Genomic DNA, 14,639 nt, shown 5'->3' with positions numbered 1-14,639 from the left:
ACAATGACCCCTGTGCGAGTTGGACTGCTCGGGCCGTTCGAGGTCCGCAACCCCGACGGTGCCCTGGTGGAGGTCCCCGGGGTCCGGCTGCGCGCGTTGCTCGCCGCGCTCGCCCTCGAACCCGGCCGGATCGTCCCCCGTACGAGACTGGTCGACTGGATCTGGGGGCGGCGACCGCCCGCGGACGCGGTGAACGCCCTGCAGGCGCTGGTGTCCCGGCTGCGCAGGGTGTTACCCGACGGGGTGATCGAGGCGGATTCCGGCGGCTACCGGCTGGCCGTCGCCCCCGATGCTGTGGACGCGTGCCGGTTCGAGCGCCTGACCGGTCAGGCCCGTGCCGCCGAGCCCGCGGCCCGGGCGGAGCTGCTGCGCACGGCCCTGGCCTTGTGGCGCGGCACGGCGATGGCGGACCTCGCGCTGCGGGACAGCGAGCTGTTCGACGCCGCCGTCAGGCGGCTGGACGAGCTCCACGTGGCCGCGCTCGGGGACCGGGTGGACGCGGACATCCGCCTCGGCCGCGGCTCGGAGCTGGTCTCCGAGCTGACCGACCTGGTCGCCGCGTACCCGCTGCGCGAGGGGTTCGTGGCGGCGTTGATGCGGGCGCTCGCCGAGGCGGGGCGCACGCCCGAGGCGCTGACCGTCTACCAGCGGACGCGTGAGCGGCTGGCCGAGGAACTCGGCGCCGACCCGTCGGCCGAGCTGTCCGCGCTGCACGTCGCGCTGCTCCGCGGCGAGGTGGGCGAGCGGGCGGAGCAGCGCAGGACCAACCTGCGCGCCGAGCTGACGAGCTTCGTCGGCAAGGACGAGGACGTCTCCGCGGTCGCCGCCCTGGCCGTCAGGCACCGGCTGGTCACCTTGACCGGGCCGGGCGGCTCGGGCAAGACGAGGCTGGCCGCGGAGACCGCGCGGACGATGCTGGCCGAGCTGCCGGACGGGGCGTGGCTGGTCGAGCTGGCCCCGGTGCGGGCGGGCGGTGAGCTGGCGCAGGCCGCGCTCACCGCGCTCGGCCTGCGCGAACAGGCCCTGCTCGGCGGCGTGCGGGGCGGGGACCGGACGGACCGGCTCATCGCCGCGGTCCGGGAGCGCGCGATCCTGCTGATCCTGGACAACTGCGAGCACGTGATCGAGGAGGCCGCGGCCTTCGCCGATCGGCTGCTGGGGGAGTGCCGGAGCCTGCGGATCCTGGCCACGAGCAGGGAGCCGCTCGGGATCACGGGGGAGGTGCTGTGGCAGGTCGAGCCGCTCGCGCTGCCCGCCGAGCGGGCGGACCCGGCCGAGATCGGGTCCTCGCCCGCGGTGCGGCTGCTGCGCGACCGCGCGCGCCTGGTGCGCCAGGACCTCGGCGCCGACGCGGCCGCCCTGCCGGCCATGGCGCGGATCTGCCGGGCGCTCGACGGGATGCCGCTGGCGATCGAGCTCGCCGCGGCGCGGCTGCGCACGATGTCCGTCGATCAGCTGGCACGCGGGCTGGACGATCGGTTCCGGCTGCTGACCAGCGGCAGCCGGACGGCGCTCCCCCGGCACAAGACGCTGCGCGCGGTCGTCGACTGGAGCTGGGACCTGCTGAGCGAGGCCGAGCGACGCGTGCTCCGGCGCCTCTCGGTGTTCTCCGGCGGGGCGAGCCTGGAAGCGGCCGTACGGGTGTGCGGGGACGAGGCGTCCGGCGGGGAGCAGGTGTTCGACGTGCTGACCGCGTTGATCGAGAAGTCGCTGCTGCTCGCCGACGGCGGGGGCGCGATGCGCTACCGGATGCTCGACACCATCAGGGAGTACGCGGCCTACCGGCTGGCCGAAGCCGGGGAGACCGAGCCGGCGCGGCGGGCGCACCTCGCGTACTTCACCGAGCTGGCCGAGACGGCCGATCCGCACCTGCGCCGGGCCGGGCAGCTGGAATGGCTGGCCACGCTCGATGCCGAGCACGACAACATCACCGCGGCCCTGCGCCGGGCCATCGCCGGGGGATGGGCCCAGGAGTCGATGCGGCTGGTCGCGGCCGCGGGCTACTTCTGGTATCTCGGCGGGCACCGAGCCGAGGGCGCCGAGCTGAGCGTCGCGGCGGCCTCGCTGCCCGGCGAGGTGTCCGACGAGGTGCGGGCGATGGCGTACCTCATCGTGACCATGTTCGTGACCGCCGGGATCGGCGGTGACCAGTATCAGGCGCGGGAGTGGATCCAGGAGGCGCACCGGTTGGCCCGGCGCAGCGGGTCCCGCCGCCCGCTGCTCGGCTTCGTCGAGTTGCTGGAGCGGACGCTGCGGGGCCCGGCGGAGTTCATGCCCGCGTTCGAGCCGCTCATCGCCGGCGCCGATCCGTGGGTGCGCGCGCAGGCCAGGCTCACCCGGGGCCGGTTCCGGCTCACGCTCGGCGGCGACGAGACCGACGTGGACCTCGACGCCGAGACCGCGCTCGCCGAGTTCCGCGCGCTGGGCGACCGGATGGGCATCGCGCTGGCGCTGACCTTCCTGGCCGACCGGCTCGCCACCCGCGGCGAGTTCGCCCGCGCCTGCGAGCATCACGAGGAGGTCGTCGGGGCGCTGACCGAGGTGGGCGCCGTCGAGGACGTGGTCGGCGTGCGGGCGCGGCAGGCCCAGCTGTACTGGCTGCTCGGCGACGAGCGGTCCAGCGCGTCCGCCATGGCGGAGGCGCAGCGGTGCGCGGGCGGGATCGTCTGGCCGGACGCCCTCGCCGAGCTGGCGCTGTCGAAGGCGCAGCTGGCGCGCTGGCGCGGCGAGCCGGGCCAGGCGCACGAGCACCTGGCCACGGTGCGGGCGGTGATGGGCGAGCCGGGCATGCCCGGCTCGGTCCACGCCATGACCATGCACCTGTACGGCTACCTCACCGAGGACATCGAGGAGGCCCGCGCCCACCGGAGGGAGGCGTTCCGCGCGGCCGCGGCCACGGAGCACCCGCACCCGCCGATGATCGCCGAGATGCTGATCGGGATCGCGGACCTCGCGCTGCGCCAGGGGGAGTACGAACAGGCCGTGCGGCTGCTGGCGGCGAGCGACGGCGTGCGCGGCACGCCGGACCGTTCGCAGCCGGACGCCGCCAGGATCGCCGCGGCCACGCGGAGCCGCCTCGGCGAGACCGTGTTCGCCGAGGCGTTCCGTGCCGGTCAGCGGCAGGACTGGCGCGAGCTGGCCGGGATCACGCTCGCTTCGTGAACGTCCTGCGCGCCCACAGGTAGCCCACCAGCGTGAGCCCGGCGCACCAGGCGACCGCCGTGATGGCCGGGCCCGCCGACGGCGTGCCGGACAGCAGCCCGCGCAGGGTCTCGATGATCGAGGTGAACGGTTGGTACTCGGCGAACTGCCGCGCACCCGGCCCCATCGTCTCGGCCGGCACGAAGGCGCTGCTCAGGAAGGGAAGGAGCATCAGCGGGACCCCGGCGAGTCCCGCGCCTTCCGGTGTCTTAGCGGCGAGCCCGGACGCGACGGTCAGCCAGCCGATCGCGAGCACCGTCAAGGCGACGATGCCGATCGCGCCGAGCCACTGCGGGAGACTCGCCGCTGGCCGGAATCCCAGCAGCACCGCCACCCCGATGATGATCGCGATGGCCACCATGGTCCGCAGCATGATCGCGATCACGTGCGCGTTCAGCACCGCGGCCCTGGACACGTCCATGACGCGGAGCCGGTTGATGAATCCGGTCGTCATGTCCGAGTTCACCGCGGTCGCGGTGGGCCCGATGCCGTAGCCGATGGTCATGATGATCAATCCAGGCGTCGCGTAGTCGACGTAGTCGGCCCCGACGTCGAAAGCGCCGCCGAACACGTGGACCATGAGGAACATCACGAACACCGGCACGAACACGGCGTTGAACAGCGTCAGCGGATTGCGCATCGTGTGCCTGAAGTCGCGCCGCACCATGGTGGCGGAGTCCGCCAGGAAAGCCGAGAAGGCGTTCATCGGGCACTGACCTCCTTGTTCCCGTGCCCGGTGAGGGCGAAGAAGACGTCATCCAGATCCGGCGTGTGCACCGACAGTTCGCCGACCTCCACCGCATGCGTGTAGAGCCGTTCGAGCAGCGCCCGGAGCGACCGCACCCCGCCGTCGCCGGGCACCCGCAAGGTCAGCTCCTCGTCGTCCCTCGTGGACCCGGGCAGGACCCGCGCCGCGGCGTCGAGTTCCTCCCGGCTGGTGAACCGCAGCCGGACATGACCGCCCGGAACCCGGCGCTTGAGCTCGTCGGCCGTGCCCTCGGCGACCAGCCGGCCCTGGTCGAGCACGGCGATCCGGCCGGCGAGCTCGTCGGCCTCCTGGAGATACTGAGTGGTCAGGAAGATGGTCGTGCCGTCGGCCACGAGTTCCCTGATGATCTGCCACATGGTGCGGCGGCTGCGCGGATCGAGTCCCGTGGTGGGCTCGTCCAGGAAGATGATCCGCGGCTTGCCGACCAGCGTCATGGCCAGGTCCAGCTTGCGGCGCATGCCGCCCGAGTAGGACGCCACCAGCTTGCCCGCCGATCCGGCCAGGTCGAACCGGTCGAGCAACCGGCCGGCGATCCTCCTGCCCTCCGCCCTGGGCAGGTGCAGGAGGTCCGCCGTCATCAGCAGGTTCTCCTCGCCGGTGAGGAGGTCGTCGACCGAGGCGAACTGCCCGGTGACCCCGATGGCCGCGCGCACCGCCTTGGTCTCCGTGGCCACGTCGTGCCCGGCGACGACGGCCTTCCCGGCGTCGGGGGCCAGCAGCGTGGTCAGCACGTGCACCGTCGTGGTCTTCCCGGCGCCGTTGGGCCCCAGCAGGGCGAAGACCGTGCCGGTCCGGACGTCCAGGTCGACGCCGTCGAGCACGACCTTGTCCTTGTACGCCTTGCGCAGCCCGGAGGCGGCGATGGCTGAATCGTTCATGGCGCCCACCATCGCCGGCCGCTCTGACACGGGGCCGTCGCCGGGCTGACGCGGCCGCTGACACGGCCCGCCCGGCTACGAGCTCGGGCGCTCCCCGGCGTCCGCGCCGGCCAGGGGGATGCCGCGCACGGTGAGCACCATGAGGACGACGCAACTGGCGGTCAGCGCGATGTCGGCGACGTTGCCGACGAACAGGCCGCCGTAGTCGATGAAGTCGACGACATGACCCTGAGCGAAGCCCGGCGGGCGGAACAGGCGGTCGAGCAGATGGGAGGTGGCGCCGCCGAGCAGCGCGCCCAGCACGACGGTCCAGGCGGGCGAGCGCAGCCGCCGCCCGGTGTAGAGGATGCCGGCGACGGCGGCGGCCGCCGTCAGGGTGAACACCCACGTCGCGCCGGCCCCTATCGAGAACGCGGCACCGGGGTTGAACAGCAGCCGCAGCTGGATCAGCTCCGGGATCACCGTGACGCGCTCGCCGCCGGAGAGCGCCGAGACCGCCCAGAGCTTGGACGCCTGGTCCACGGCGAGCACCGCCGCGGCGAGCACCAGCATCCATCCGTAGGGCCGCATGCCCCGTCCCGGCTCCCGGGACCCTCGTCCGATCGGCACCTTCGACCTCGCCATCCGATGACCGTTTCGCCCAATCTAGCGGCCACGCGAGGGGGAGACGCCCGATACGGCCGGGGTGACGAGGAGGGCCGGCGGGCGGGGCTTCAGTCGGAGTCGACGCGACCCAGCGGGTCGGCGCTCTCCAGCAACGCCGCGCGCGCCGCCGTCCAGCCGGAATCCTCCGGGTCGAGCGCGCTGCGCAGGTAGGCCGTGGTGAGCCGCTGGATCAGGGCGACCCGTTCGGGGTTCTCGTCCGTCGTCTCCGTGACGTCGCGGCCGACGATGCCGCCGAGCCCGTGCTCGGCCCCGAACAGCGTGAGCAGGCTCTTGCCGCCCGGGCTCAAGGTGTACGGGTCGGTGAACCAGTCCGGCCCCCGGACGCTCAGATGGGACTGGTCCCGGTCGCCCGCGACCACGAGGGCCGGTGTGGTCATGTGGCTGAAGTCCGGGTTCATGAAGGGCATGTGCTCGGCGGCGAACGGCGTCAGGTCGGCGCCGCCCCGGCCGGGTGCCGCGAGCAGCACACCCGCCTTGACCCTGGGGTCGGACAGGTCCTGTCCCGGCCCGCCTTCGGGATCGACGATCCGCGCGCCCAGCAGCATGCTCGCCGTCTGGGCGCCCCAGGAGTGCCCGGCCACGGCGACGCGGCTCCGGTCCAGACGCCCGCTCAGGCCGGGGACGGCGGCTTCGACCAGGTCGAGGTGGTCGAGTACGCGCTTCAGGTCCTCGACCCGGAACCGCCAGATCAGCGGTGTACGGGGATCGTCGGGCGGAAGGTTCAGCGTCCTGGAGTCGAGATGGGTGGGCTGGACCACCGCGAAGCCGTGGGCGGCCCAGAAGCCGGCCAGCGGGTCGTACCCGTCCATCGACCAGCCGAAGCCGTGCGAGAAGACGATGATCGGCAGGTCGCGCCCGGCGGCGGGCGCGGACACGCGCACCTGGAGGTCCTCACCCCGGCCAGGGGCCGGCAGCACCACCGGCCGCGCCGAGAGGACCGGGATGGGCGCGCCCTGGGCCGCGTGTGCGGGCGCGATGACTGATCGGCTCATAAGAAGGTCTTCCTCGTTCGTGGGTGAAGTGGCCGGCGTGGTTGGCCGGCGGGCGCCCGCTCTGGCATCATGAAGAAAGCGGGACAGCGTCCCGTTTGACGATACGGGACACTGTCCCGTTTAGCAACACCGGAGGCACGGCGCGATGAACGACGGCGAGCGGGGCGCGGGGCGCGCGGCCCGGCCCAAACGGGCGGACGCCCGGCGCAACGAGAAGAACCTGCTCGACGCGGCCGGAGAGGTCTTCGTCACGTCGGGCGTCGACGCGCCGATACGCGACATCGCGGCCAAGGCGGGCGTCGGCACGGCCACGATCTACCGCCACTTCCCGACGCGGGCGGATCTGATCATCGCCGTCTACCGGCACCAGGTCGAGGCCTGCGCCGAGGCCGGTCCGGCCCTGCTGGCGACCAGTGCCACGCCGTACGCCGCCCTGGAGCGCTGGATCAACCTCTTCGTGGACTTCCTGGTCACCAAGCACGGGCTCGCCGCCGTCCTCCAGTCCGACAACGCCGGCTTCGACGCCCTGCACGCCTACTTCCTCGACCGGCTCGTGCCCGTGTGCGCCCGGTTGCTCGAAGCGGCGGCCGCCGCCGGCGAGATCCGCCCCGGCCAGGACGCCCTCGAACTCATGCGGGGCATCGGGAACCTCTGCGTCGGCGCCGGCGATCCCCGCTACGACGCCCGCCGCATGGTCGGGCTCCTCGTCGCGGGGCTGCGCCTCGACTAAGGGCCTCTCCAGGTCAGGAGACGGTCCACTGCTGGGCGTTGTTGCCGTTGCAGGTCCACTGCCGCACCTCGGAGCCCGGGGCGGTGCCGAAGTTGTAATTGTCCAGGCACAGGCCGCTGTGCCGGTTGGTGAGGGTGGAGTAGCCGCCTCCCACGGACGTGACGCGCCATTGCTGGACGGCCAGGCCGTTGCAGGTCCACTGGCGTACCTCGGAACCTGGGGTGGTGCCGAAGTTGTAGTTGTCCAGGCACAGGCCGCTGTGCCGGTTGGTGATCGTGGAGTAGCCGTCGGCGGCCGGGGTGATCTGCCAGTCCTGCGTGGCGAGGCCGTTGCAGGTCCACTGGCGGACCTCCGCGCCCGGCGTGGTCACCCAGTTGTAGTCGTCCAGGCAGAGGCCGCTGTGCCGGTTGCGGATCCGCGCCGTGGCAGGGGTGGGCTCGCCCGAGGGGCCGGGGATCACGGTCGAGGTCGAGACGGGGACGCCGAGGTCGGGCGTGCCGTCGGCGTTCCAGGAGATCTTCTGCACCCGGGTGGTGCGGGTGGTGCCGCAGCCCTGGCTCGACGAGGAGTTGGCGTGGTAGGCGATCCAGGTCTCGGTGCCGTCGGGCGAGGTGAAGAAGGAATGGTGACCGGGGCCGTAGACGCCGTTCGCGTCGTTGCGCTGGAAGATCGGGCTGGCGAACTTGGTCCAGGACGCCGCCGACAGCGGGTCACCGCCGCGGTACTCCAGCATGCCGAGCTTGTAGTTGGGGCCGTTGCAGTGGCTGGCCGAGTAGGTCAGGAAGGTGCGGCCGCCCCGCTGCAGCGCGAAGGAGCCCTCGTTGACGGCGCCGTTCTGACGCTCCCAGTCCAGGGTCGGGGCCGAGATCCGCCTGCCGAACGCGCTCGCCGTCCACGGGTTCGACATCGGCGCGATGAACAGCGACTGCAGGCCGTCGGACGCGAACGCCGAGAACGTCATGTAGAGGTTGCCGTCGAGCTTGAGCAGGCTGGCGTCGATCGCCCATCCGTTGTCGGGCATCAGGTTGACGACCCCGCGGACGGTGTAGGGCCCCATCGGGTCGGACCCGGCGCTCTCGGCGACATGGGTGCGGCGGGGCAGGCTGCCCTGCTCCACCGAGTAGTACAGGTACCAGCGGCTCCCGACCATCTCCAGGTGCGGCGCCCACATCGTGTTGCCGCCGGTCCGTACGACGACCTGCTCGGGCGCGCTGCGCAGCCCGGCGATCGTCGCCGAGCGGCGCATGACCACGTCGGAGTTCCACGTCGTGGCGACGTAGTAGTAGAAGCCGTTGTGGAAGACCAGCGTCGGGTCGGCGCTGTTGGGCGTCGGGACGACGGGGTTGGTGAAGGACGGGCCGGGCGCCGCCTGGGCGCGGCCGGTCGTGAACAGGGCTGACAGGACGATCGTGACGACGGCGAGCGTCAGGATCCGGCGCGGCGTGCCCGGCAGGGAAGCCAACACGAGGACTCCTCGGGGGTGGGGTCGACCAGTTGTGTTAGCGCTAACACAACTGGTTGCTTCGTCGTGCTCACTTGCTGGTGGAGAGGTGTGTGCCAAGTGTTAACGCCAACACCACGACCGTCAAGGGCGCCTCCACCGGCGGCCCGGAGCGAGGGTCATCCTTCAGGGTTACTGAAGCTTCCGCTAAGCTTCAGTAACCCTGAAGGTTGGAGGATCGAACGTGAGGGATCACGTCCTGCTGTCCGTGCACGTCCTGGCGGCCATCGTGTTCGTCGGGGGCTCGGCCGTGGCCGCGAGCCTGTTTCCCCGCTACGCCCCCGTGGCGGGCCCGCCGGGCGAGGGCGAGCGCAGCCCGGCAGTGGCCGCCGCCCTGCACCGCATCACCCGCGGCTACAGCCTGTTCGGTCTGGTGGTGCCCGCCGTCGGCATCGTGATGGCCCTCGCGCAGGGCCGGATGGGGGAGCTCTGGATCGTCGCCTCGATGGCGCTGACCGGCGTCGCGGCCGTCCTGCTGGCCACCCAGATCTACCCGCGCCAGCGGGACGCGCTGCGCGACCCGGACGACGGGAGCCGGCTGCGCGCGCTGTCCATGCTCGCCGGCTTCTACAACCTGGTCTGGGCGGCCGTGGTCGTGCTGATGGTCGTCCGGCCGGGAGCGTGACCGGCGATAGCGCCGGTCAAATCCGAATTGTGGTGAGTTGCGACGTTTGTCAGATTGCATTACGTTGAGGCTTCATTTGCCCAGACCGTGCGTGCCCCACCCCCGGGGAGCGCACGGCCGCCGAATCCGTTCGCGGAGCCGGGGACCCATTCCCCTTGGGGTGAATCGGCGCACCACGCGCCGTAGGGCACTTCCACGCCCGAACCCGTCAGCTAACCCGGTAGGCGGCATGGAAGCTAGGAGCAAGCCCTCAGATGAACGTCACCCACCGGTTCGGCGGAGCGCTGATCAGCCTCGCCGTCGCCGCCGCGGCGTTGACCGCCGGCAGCACCGCCGCCCACGCCGCCCCGCCGGTCGCCACCCCCGTCGACGCCGCGCAGGCCGAAGCCGCCCCCGCCGTCCTGGCCACGGCCGCCCACCTGGTCGACGCCACCACCGGCCAGGTCCACTTCAGCAAGGAGGCCGACCTGCGCAGGCCGGTCGCCAGCCTCACCAAGATGATGACCGCGTACGTGGTGCTCCAGCGGGCCGAGCCCACCGACAAGGTCGAGGTCACCACCGCCGACGTCGGCTACGCCGCCAGGGGCGGCGCCGCGGTCGCCCACCTGCGCGCCGGCGACACGCTGACCGTCGAGGACATGCTGCACGCGCTCATGCTGCCCTCCGGCGCCGACGCCGCGCACGCGCTCGCGCGCACGTACGGGCCGGGCGTCGAGGAGTTCGTGGCCGCGATGAACGCCACCGCCCGGCAGCTCGGCATGAACGACACGCTGTACGTCAACGCGGACGGCATGCCCTACGGCGGCGGTGGCCACTCCACCGCCCGCGACCAGGTCCGCCTGGCCCAGAAGGTGCTGGAGAACCCGACCCTGGAGAAGGTCACCTCCACCCAGTACCACACCGTCCCCGCGACCTCCGAGCGCCGTTCGTACTCGTGGCGCAACACCAACCGCCTGCTCGGCACCTCCGGCGCGCTCGGCGTCAAGACCGGCTACACCCGCGCCGCCGGTTACACGCTCGCCTTCGCCGCCGATCGGGGCGGCAGCCGGCTCGTCGGCGTCCTCCTCGGCGAGACCAGCTCCAGCCGCCGCTTCCAGACCGCCGAGGCCCTGCTCGGCTGGGCCGGCGCCGCGGCCGCACAGCGATAGCGGTCTCCGTACGAGCGGCCCGGCCAGGGCCGCTCGCACGGACGGACCGCCGCACCCCCTAGGGTCCTGTTGAACATTTCAAGCCGCGTGAGAACGGGACCCCCCATGAACCTCGCACTGTGGATCGTCGCGGGCCTGCTGGCCGCCGTGTTCGGTGTGGCCGGGCTGATGAAGCTGGCGCAACCCAAGGAGAGGCTCGCGGCCGCCGGCCTGGCCTGGACGGAGGACTTCTCCGCCGGCGCGGTCAAGGCCATCGGCGGGCTGGAGGTGCTGGCCGCGCTCGGGCTGATCCTGCCCGCGACGTTCGGCGTCGTCCCGATCCTCACCCCGCTGGCGGCGGCCGGGCTGGTCATCGTCATGATCGGCGCCGCGGTCACGCACGGCCGGCGCGGGGAGCATCCGGCGATCGCCGTCAACGTGGTGCTGCTCGTCCTGGCCGCGTTCGTGGCCTGGGGCCGCTTCGGCCCCCATGCCTTCTGACGTGACAGCTCGGCCCGGGATTCACGGGTGCGCCGTCGAGACCCGCTCCACCAGGTCAGGCTGGAAGACCACGTGACGGTGCTCGTGGCCGCCGGGGCTGTTGGCCTCCTCCAGCAGCATCAGCGCCGCGGTGCGGCCCAGCTGCTCGCGCGGCTGGCGGATCGACGACAGCGGCACGGCCGCCGCCGCGGCGAAGTCGATGTCGTCGTACCCGAGAATCGCCACGTCGGCGGGGACCCGCAGGCCGCGCTGGGTGAGCTCCTGCAGCACGCCCATCGCCACCAGGTCGTTCGCGCAGAACACGGCGGTGGGCCGCTCCTCGCGGGGCAGGCTGGCCAGCTCCTTGCCGGCCTGGCGGCCGGTGGCGACGGTGAGGTCCGGCAGCGGGATCACGGTCAGCTCGCTGTCCGGGCCCAGCACGCCGGCCAGGCCGTGGTGGCGGTCCTCCACCTGGCGGACGGGGAACGGCCCGCCGGCGAAGGCGATCCGCCGGTGACCCCGGTCGAGCAGGTGCCGACCGGCGAGCCGGCCGCCGAGCACGTCGTCCACCGAGACGGCGCACCCGTAGGAGTGGCGCGACGAGCTGTCGAACGTCACCACAGGGATGCCCCGGGAGATCAGCCCGCCCAGCCGCTCCCGCTGGCCCGAGGCGTTCACCGGGGTGATCAGCACGCCCAGCGGGCGCTCCTCCTCGAACATGCGCAGCAGCCGCGCCTCCCGGGCGGCGTCCTTGCTGCTGTTGACCACCATCACGTTGACGTCGACGTCCTGCGCGGCGGTCTCGACGCCGTTCAGCACGTCGATGAAGAACGGGTTGGTCAGGTCGAGCGCGACCACGGCGATCGTCGTGCTGCGCCCGGCCCGTAGCTGGCGGGCGGACCCGTTGCGCACGTAGCCGAGCTGGGCCACCGCCGCCTCCACTCGCATGCGGGTCTCCCTGGCCACCATCTCGGGCCGGTTGAGCACGTTGCTCACGGTGCCGACGGAAACCCCGGCGAGTCGGGCGACGTCTTTGATGCTCGGCATCGTTCCTCGGTCATGAAGTGCGGCGGCGCTTGAACCGTATCAATGCTACGGGCGCCCCCGAGAGACCGCGTCTCAGCGCGGATCGCGCCGCAGCGGATGCTCGGGCGGCACCTCCACCAGCACGATCCGGTGCCCGTCGGGGTCGGCGATCCAGAGCTCGACCAGCCCCCACGGCTCCCGCCTGGCCTCGCGCAGCACGGTGACGCCCGCCCGCCGCAGCCGCTCCTCCTCCCGGCCCACGTCGCGGACCTGCAACCACAGCATCATGCGCTCGCCCGCCGGTCCGCCGGAGTGCCCCGACAGTTCGAGGAACCCCTGCCCGAGGAAGAAGACCACGCCGGGATGGTCCGGCGGGCCGAACTCCCGGTAGACGGCCAGGCCGAGCGTATCGGCGTAGAAACGGCGGCTGCGCTCCAGGTCACCGGGGCGCAGCAGTACGCGGCTGCTCAGCACTTCCATGACCCGGACCGTTCCCCGCCGGCGCCGGATCAGGCGCCGCCGTTCAGGACGGACGGCGCGCGTACACCTCGATCTCGATCTTCATGCGCGGGTCGGCGAGCCCGCAGACCAGCATCGTCGCGGCCGGGCGGACCTCGCCGAAACAGCGGCGCAGCGCGGGCCAGCAGGGCTCGAAGTCGGCGCGGTCGGGCAGCAGGTAACGCACCCTGACCACGTCGCCGAAGCCGCACCCCGCCTCGGCGAGCGCCGACCCGATGTTGCGCAGGCACTGCTCGGCCTGCTCCACCACGTCGCCGGAGATCGTCATGGTGGCGTAGTCGAAGCCGGTCGTCCCGGACACGTGCACCCAGTCGCCGTCCACCACGGCGCGGGCGTAGCCGATCTGCTCCTCGAAGACCGAACCGCTGAGGATGGCGCGTCGCTCTGTCATGCGCGGCACGATAGGTGATCGGCGGCGATACGTCGAAGACGCGTGGACCCATGGACTGATATCTCTGGGCGTATGGACCGTCCCGAGCTTCCGCTGCACCACCTGCACGCGTTCGCCGTGCTCGCCGAGGAACTCCACTTCGGCCACGCGGCCGTCCGCCTCGGCATCGCGCAGCCGCCGCTGAGCCAGCAGATCCGCCGCCTGGAGGAGAGGGTCGGCCACCCGCTCTTCCACCGCGAGCCGGGCCGGATCTCCCTCACCGCCGCGGGCCGGGAGCTGCTGCCGGCCGCCCAGCGGGCCCTCGCCGGCGTCGCGGCCGGGCTCGCCGCCGCGCGGGACGCGGGAAGCGGGCGGACCGGCCGGCTGCGGATCGGGTTCGCCGCCTCACTGGCGCTGACCGTGCTGCCCGGCCTGTTGCGCGCCTTCCTGGAACGGTTCCCCGAGGTGCGGCCCGACATCCGCGAGATGACCACGGCCCCGCAGCTCGCCGCCCTGCACGACGGGACGATCGACGTCGGCCTGCTGCGCGAGCCGCACTCCGGTGAGGCGGAGCTCGGCTTCGCGACGGTGCTGACCGAGCCGTTCGTCGCCGTCCTGCCGTCCGCTCATCCGCTGGCGTCCCTCCGGTCCGTCCCGCTGGCGCGGCTGGCGGACTCGCCGTTCGTGCTCCTGCCCCGCGCGGCGGGGCCGGGCCTGTACGACCAGATCACGGACCTGTGCGCCGGCGCGGGCTTCACCCCGCGGATCGGCCGGCACGCGGTGGAATGGCTGACCGTGTGCGCCCTGGTGGAGGCCGGGCTGGGCGTGTCGCTGGCCCCGGCGAGCATCCGGCGCGTCCGGCTCGCCGGGGTCGCCTTCCGCGCGATCACGCCCGGCACGGCCCGCACCCGCGTCGCCGCCGCCTGGCGCCGTGACGACCCGAACCCGGTGGTCGCCAATTTCCTGGCGACGCTGCCCTGACGAGGGGGTCACGCGACCTTGGCGGACGGCGCCTTCCACGTGTTGCACGCGCCCGGCTTGCCGGCCTTGTGGCCCTGCCCGGCCCAGTGAGCGCGGTTGGCGGGCTTGCCGTCGTTCTTGGCGAACCTGGCATACGCCTTGGGCTGAGCGGACTTGAGGAAGGCCGGCCAGTCCTTGACGGTGCGGCCCAGGCTCTTGACCGACACGCCCTGGAGGCAGTCGGACTGCAGGCCGTACCGGCGGTTCTGCTCGTTCATCACCTTCTCCGAGCCGTCGTTCCGCAGCGCCCACCAGGCCCGGCCGATGCCGGTCTGGCCGAGGACGACGCCGCTCCACGTCCGGGTGAGCGAGGAGAGGATCTTGTCGTCCTTCTTCGCCCTGATCCAGTCGTCGGCCAGCCGCACCTTGATGACGGTGCCGCAGACCTCGGAGAAGGACTCGCGCAGGTCCATGCCGCTGGAGCAGGACTGGAGGTCGTCCTTGGCCCTGAACTCCACCTTGACCGGCTGGAAGTCCTTGATGGCCGGCTTCCACGCCTTGTTGAGACAGCCGACGAGCTTGGTGATGTACGTCCTGGTCGAGGCGGCGGTCGTGCCCTTGGCCGCCCCGCAGGAGACCTTGGGCAGCTTGGCCGCCTTGTAGAGCGCGTTGTGGGTCAGTTCAGGGGCGCCCTTGACCGGGTCGGCGTGGGCCGCACCTGACAGAAGCACCACACCGGCGGCCACCGCCGCCGACAAACGAATGATCATGACGCGGAATCGTACGGCCCGCGCC

At 72.4% G+C, this 14,639-nt stretch carries 15 protein-coding genes and 1 riboswitch; of the genes, 6 read left to right on the top strand and 9 right to left on the bottom strand.

Annotation, left to right across the window (positions count from 1 at the left end):
* The first annotated feature begins 3 nt into the window (after positions 1-3).
* Complete coding sequence (locus ACIBF7_RS08355; protein ID WP_397196754.1) at positions 4-3,162, top strand: BTAD domain-containing putative transcriptional regulator; 3,159 nt, start codon at positions 4-6, stop codon at positions 3,160-3,162.
* On the opposite strand, the gene ACIBF7_RS08350 is transcribed toward ACIBF7_RS08355, so the two are convergent.
* From ACIBF7_RS08350 to ACIBF7_RS08335, 4 genes are all read right to left on the bottom strand, one after another.
* Positions 3,146-3,907, bottom strand: a complete 762-nt coding sequence (locus tag ACIBF7_RS08350) for an ABC transporter permease (protein ID WP_219545854.1) — start codon at positions 3,905-3,907, stop codon at positions 3,146-3,148. The two genes, ACIBF7_RS08355 and ACIBF7_RS08350, sit on opposite strands and share 17 nt — an antisense overlap.
* Positions 3,904-4,848, bottom strand: coding sequence for an ATP-binding cassette domain-containing protein (locus ACIBF7_RS08345; protein ID WP_397196753.1), 945 nt, complete (start codon positions 4,846-4,848; stop codon positions 3,904-3,906). The genes ACIBF7_RS08350 and ACIBF7_RS08345 overlap by 4 nt, the downstream gene beginning before the upstream one ends.
* Positions 4,849-4,923: 75 nt before the next feature.
* Positions 4,924-5,418 (bottom strand): signal peptidase II, encoded by a 495-nt coding sequence (locus ACIBF7_RS08340; RefSeq protein ID WP_148031827.1) that lies wholly within the window; start codon positions 5,416-5,418, stop codon positions 4,924-4,926.
* Positions 5,419-5,561: 143 nt separating this feature from the next.
* Positions 5,562-6,506 (bottom strand): chlorophyllase, encoded by a 945-nt coding sequence (locus ACIBF7_RS08335; RefSeq protein ID WP_271279136.1) that lies wholly within the window; start codon positions 6,504-6,506, stop codon positions 5,562-5,564.
* 145 nt (positions 6,507-6,651) lie between these two features.
* On the opposite strand from ACIBF7_RS08335, the gene ACIBF7_RS08330 reads away from it, so the two are divergent.
* On the top strand, positions 6,652-7,236 hold the full coding sequence (locus tag ACIBF7_RS08330) for a TetR/AcrR family transcriptional regulator (RefSeq protein ID WP_397196752.1): 585 nt from the start codon (positions 6,652-6,654) through the stop codon (positions 7,234-7,236).
* 13 nt (positions 7,237-7,249) lie between these two features.
* On the opposite strand, the gene ACIBF7_RS08325 is transcribed toward ACIBF7_RS08330, so the two are convergent.
* Positions 7,250-8,701: a family 43 glycosylhydrolase gene (locus ACIBF7_RS08325; protein WP_397196751.1), complete on the bottom strand. Its 1,452-nt coding sequence runs from the start codon at positions 8,699-8,701 to the stop codon at positions 7,250-7,252.
* 220 nt (positions 8,702-8,921) lie between these two features.
* On the opposite strand from ACIBF7_RS08325, the gene ACIBF7_RS08320 reads away from it, so the two are divergent.
* The 3 genes from ACIBF7_RS08320 to ACIBF7_RS08310 all read left to right on the top strand — a co-directional run bounded on the left by ACIBF7_RS08320 (position 8,922) and on the right by ACIBF7_RS08310 (position 10,990).
* Positions 8,922-9,362: a hypothetical protein gene (locus ACIBF7_RS08320; protein WP_271279139.1), complete on the top strand. Its 441-nt coding sequence runs from the start codon at positions 8,922-8,924 to the stop codon at positions 9,360-9,362.
* A 108-nt stretch (positions 9,363-9,470) separates the two neighbouring features.
* Positions 9,471-9,604, top strand: a riboswitch (cyclic di-AMP (ydaO/yuaA leader).
* Between the two features lie 12 nt (positions 9,605-9,616).
* Positions 9,617-10,510 (top strand): D-alanyl-D-alanine carboxypeptidase family protein, encoded by an 894-nt coding sequence (locus tag ACIBF7_RS08315; protein ID WP_397196750.1) that lies wholly within the window; start codon positions 9,617-9,619, stop codon positions 10,508-10,510.
* A 105-nt stretch (positions 10,511-10,615) separates the two neighbouring features.
* Entirely contained in the window at positions 10,616-10,990 is a 375-nt protein-coding gene (locus ACIBF7_RS08310) for a DoxX family protein (RefSeq protein ID WP_271280550.1), read from the top strand.
* A 21-nt stretch (positions 10,991-11,011) separates the two neighbouring features.
* Here ACIBF7_RS08310 and ACIBF7_RS08305 read toward each other — a convergent pair whose 3' ends face one another.
* The 3 genes from ACIBF7_RS08305 to ACIBF7_RS08295 all read right to left on the bottom strand — a co-directional run bounded on the left by ACIBF7_RS08305 (position 11,012) and on the right by ACIBF7_RS08295 (position 12,905).
* Positions 11,012-12,016 (bottom strand): LacI family DNA-binding transcriptional regulator, encoded by a 1,005-nt coding sequence (locus ACIBF7_RS08305; RefSeq protein ID WP_397196749.1) that lies wholly within the window; start codon positions 12,014-12,016, stop codon positions 11,012-11,014.
* Between the two features lie 72 nt (positions 12,017-12,088).
* Complete coding sequence (locus ACIBF7_RS08300; RefSeq protein ID WP_271280548.1) at positions 12,089-12,475, bottom strand: VOC family protein; 387 nt, start codon at positions 12,473-12,475, stop codon at positions 12,089-12,091.
* Between the two features lie 43 nt (positions 12,476-12,518).
* Positions 12,519-12,905 carry a RidA family protein gene (locus ACIBF7_RS08295; protein ID WP_148031819.1) on the bottom strand — a complete coding sequence of 129 codons (387 nt, stop codon included), beginning with the start codon at positions 12,903-12,905 and terminating at the stop codon, positions 12,519-12,521.
* A gap of 72 nt (positions 12,906-12,977) precedes the next feature.
* Between ACIBF7_RS08295 and ACIBF7_RS08290 the strand changes: the two genes are divergently transcribed.
* Entirely contained in the window at positions 12,978-13,865 is an 888-nt protein-coding gene (locus ACIBF7_RS08290) for a LysR family transcriptional regulator (RefSeq protein WP_397196748.1), read from the top strand.
* Positions 13,866-13,873: 8 nt separating this feature from the next.
* Here the strand turns inward: ACIBF7_RS08290 and ACIBF7_RS08285 are convergent, their stop codons facing one another.
* On the bottom strand, positions 13,874-14,614 hold the full coding sequence (locus ACIBF7_RS08285; RefSeq protein ID WP_148031817.1) for a hypothetical protein: 741 nt from the start codon (positions 14,612-14,614) through the stop codon (positions 13,874-13,876).
* Positions 14,615-14,639: the final 25 nt, after the last annotated feature.

Source organism: Nonomuraea sp. NPDC050478 (genome assembly GCF_044458265.1).
Taxonomy (GTDB): domain Bacteria; phylum Actinomycetota; class Actinomycetes; order Streptosporangiales; family Streptosporangiaceae; genus Nonomuraea; species Nonomuraea ferruginea.
The sequence above is the reverse complement of the archived record's forward strand: the minus strand, read 5'-3'. Positions and strand labels throughout refer to the sequence as shown.

Excerpts from the sequence above, each read along its gene's own strand:
- ACIBF7_RS08350 (WP_219545854.1), bottom strand. The coding sequence starts at position 3,907 with ATGAACGCCTTCTCGGCTTTCCTGGCGGACTCCGCCACCATGGTGCGG.
- ACIBF7_RS08330 (WP_397196752.1), top strand. The coding sequence starts at position 6,652 with ATGAACGACGGCGAGCGGGGCGCGGGGCGCGCGGCCCGGCCCAAACGG.
- ACIBF7_RS08305 (WP_397196749.1), bottom strand. The coding sequence starts at position 12,016 with ATGCCGAGCATCAAAGACGTCGCCCGACTCGCCGGGGTTTCCGTCGGC.
- ACIBF7_RS08300 (WP_271280548.1), bottom strand. The coding sequence starts at position 12,475 with ATGGAAGTGCTGAGCAGCCGCGTACTGCTGCGCCCCGGTGACCTGGAG.
- ACIBF7_RS08345 (WP_397196753.1), bottom strand. The coding sequence starts at position 4,848 with ATGAACGATTCAGCCATCGCCGCCTCCGGGCTGCGCAAGGCGTACAAG.
- ACIBF7_RS08355 (WP_397196754.1), top strand. The coding sequence starts at position 4 with ATGACCCCTGTGCGAGTTGGACTGCTCGGGCCGTTCGAGGTCCGCAAC.
- ACIBF7_RS08335 (WP_271279136.1), bottom strand. The coding sequence starts at position 6,506 with ATGAGCCGATCAGTCATCGCGCCCGCACACGCGGCCCAGGGCGCGCCC.
- ACIBF7_RS08310 (WP_271280550.1), top strand. The coding sequence starts at position 10,616 with ATGAACCTCGCACTGTGGATCGTCGCGGGCCTGCTGGCCGCCGTGTTC.
- ACIBF7_RS08290 (WP_397196748.1), top strand. The coding sequence starts at position 12,978 with ATGGACCGTCCCGAGCTTCCGCTGCACCACCTGCACGCGTTCGCCGTG.
- ACIBF7_RS08295 (WP_148031819.1), bottom strand. The coding sequence starts at position 12,905 with ATGACAGAGCGACGCGCCATCCTCAGCGGTTCGGTCTTCGAGGAGCAG.
- ACIBF7_RS08340 (WP_148031827.1), bottom strand. The coding sequence starts at position 5,418 with ATGCGGCCCTACGGATGGATGCTGGTGCTCGCCGCGGCGGTGCTCGCC.
- ACIBF7_RS08315 (WP_397196750.1), top strand. The coding sequence starts at position 9,617 with ATGAACGTCACCCACCGGTTCGGCGGAGCGCTGATCAGCCTCGCCGTC.
- ACIBF7_RS08285 (WP_148031817.1), bottom strand. The coding sequence starts at position 14,614 with ATGATCATTCGTTTGTCGGCGGCGGTGGCCGCCGGTGTGGTGCTTCTG.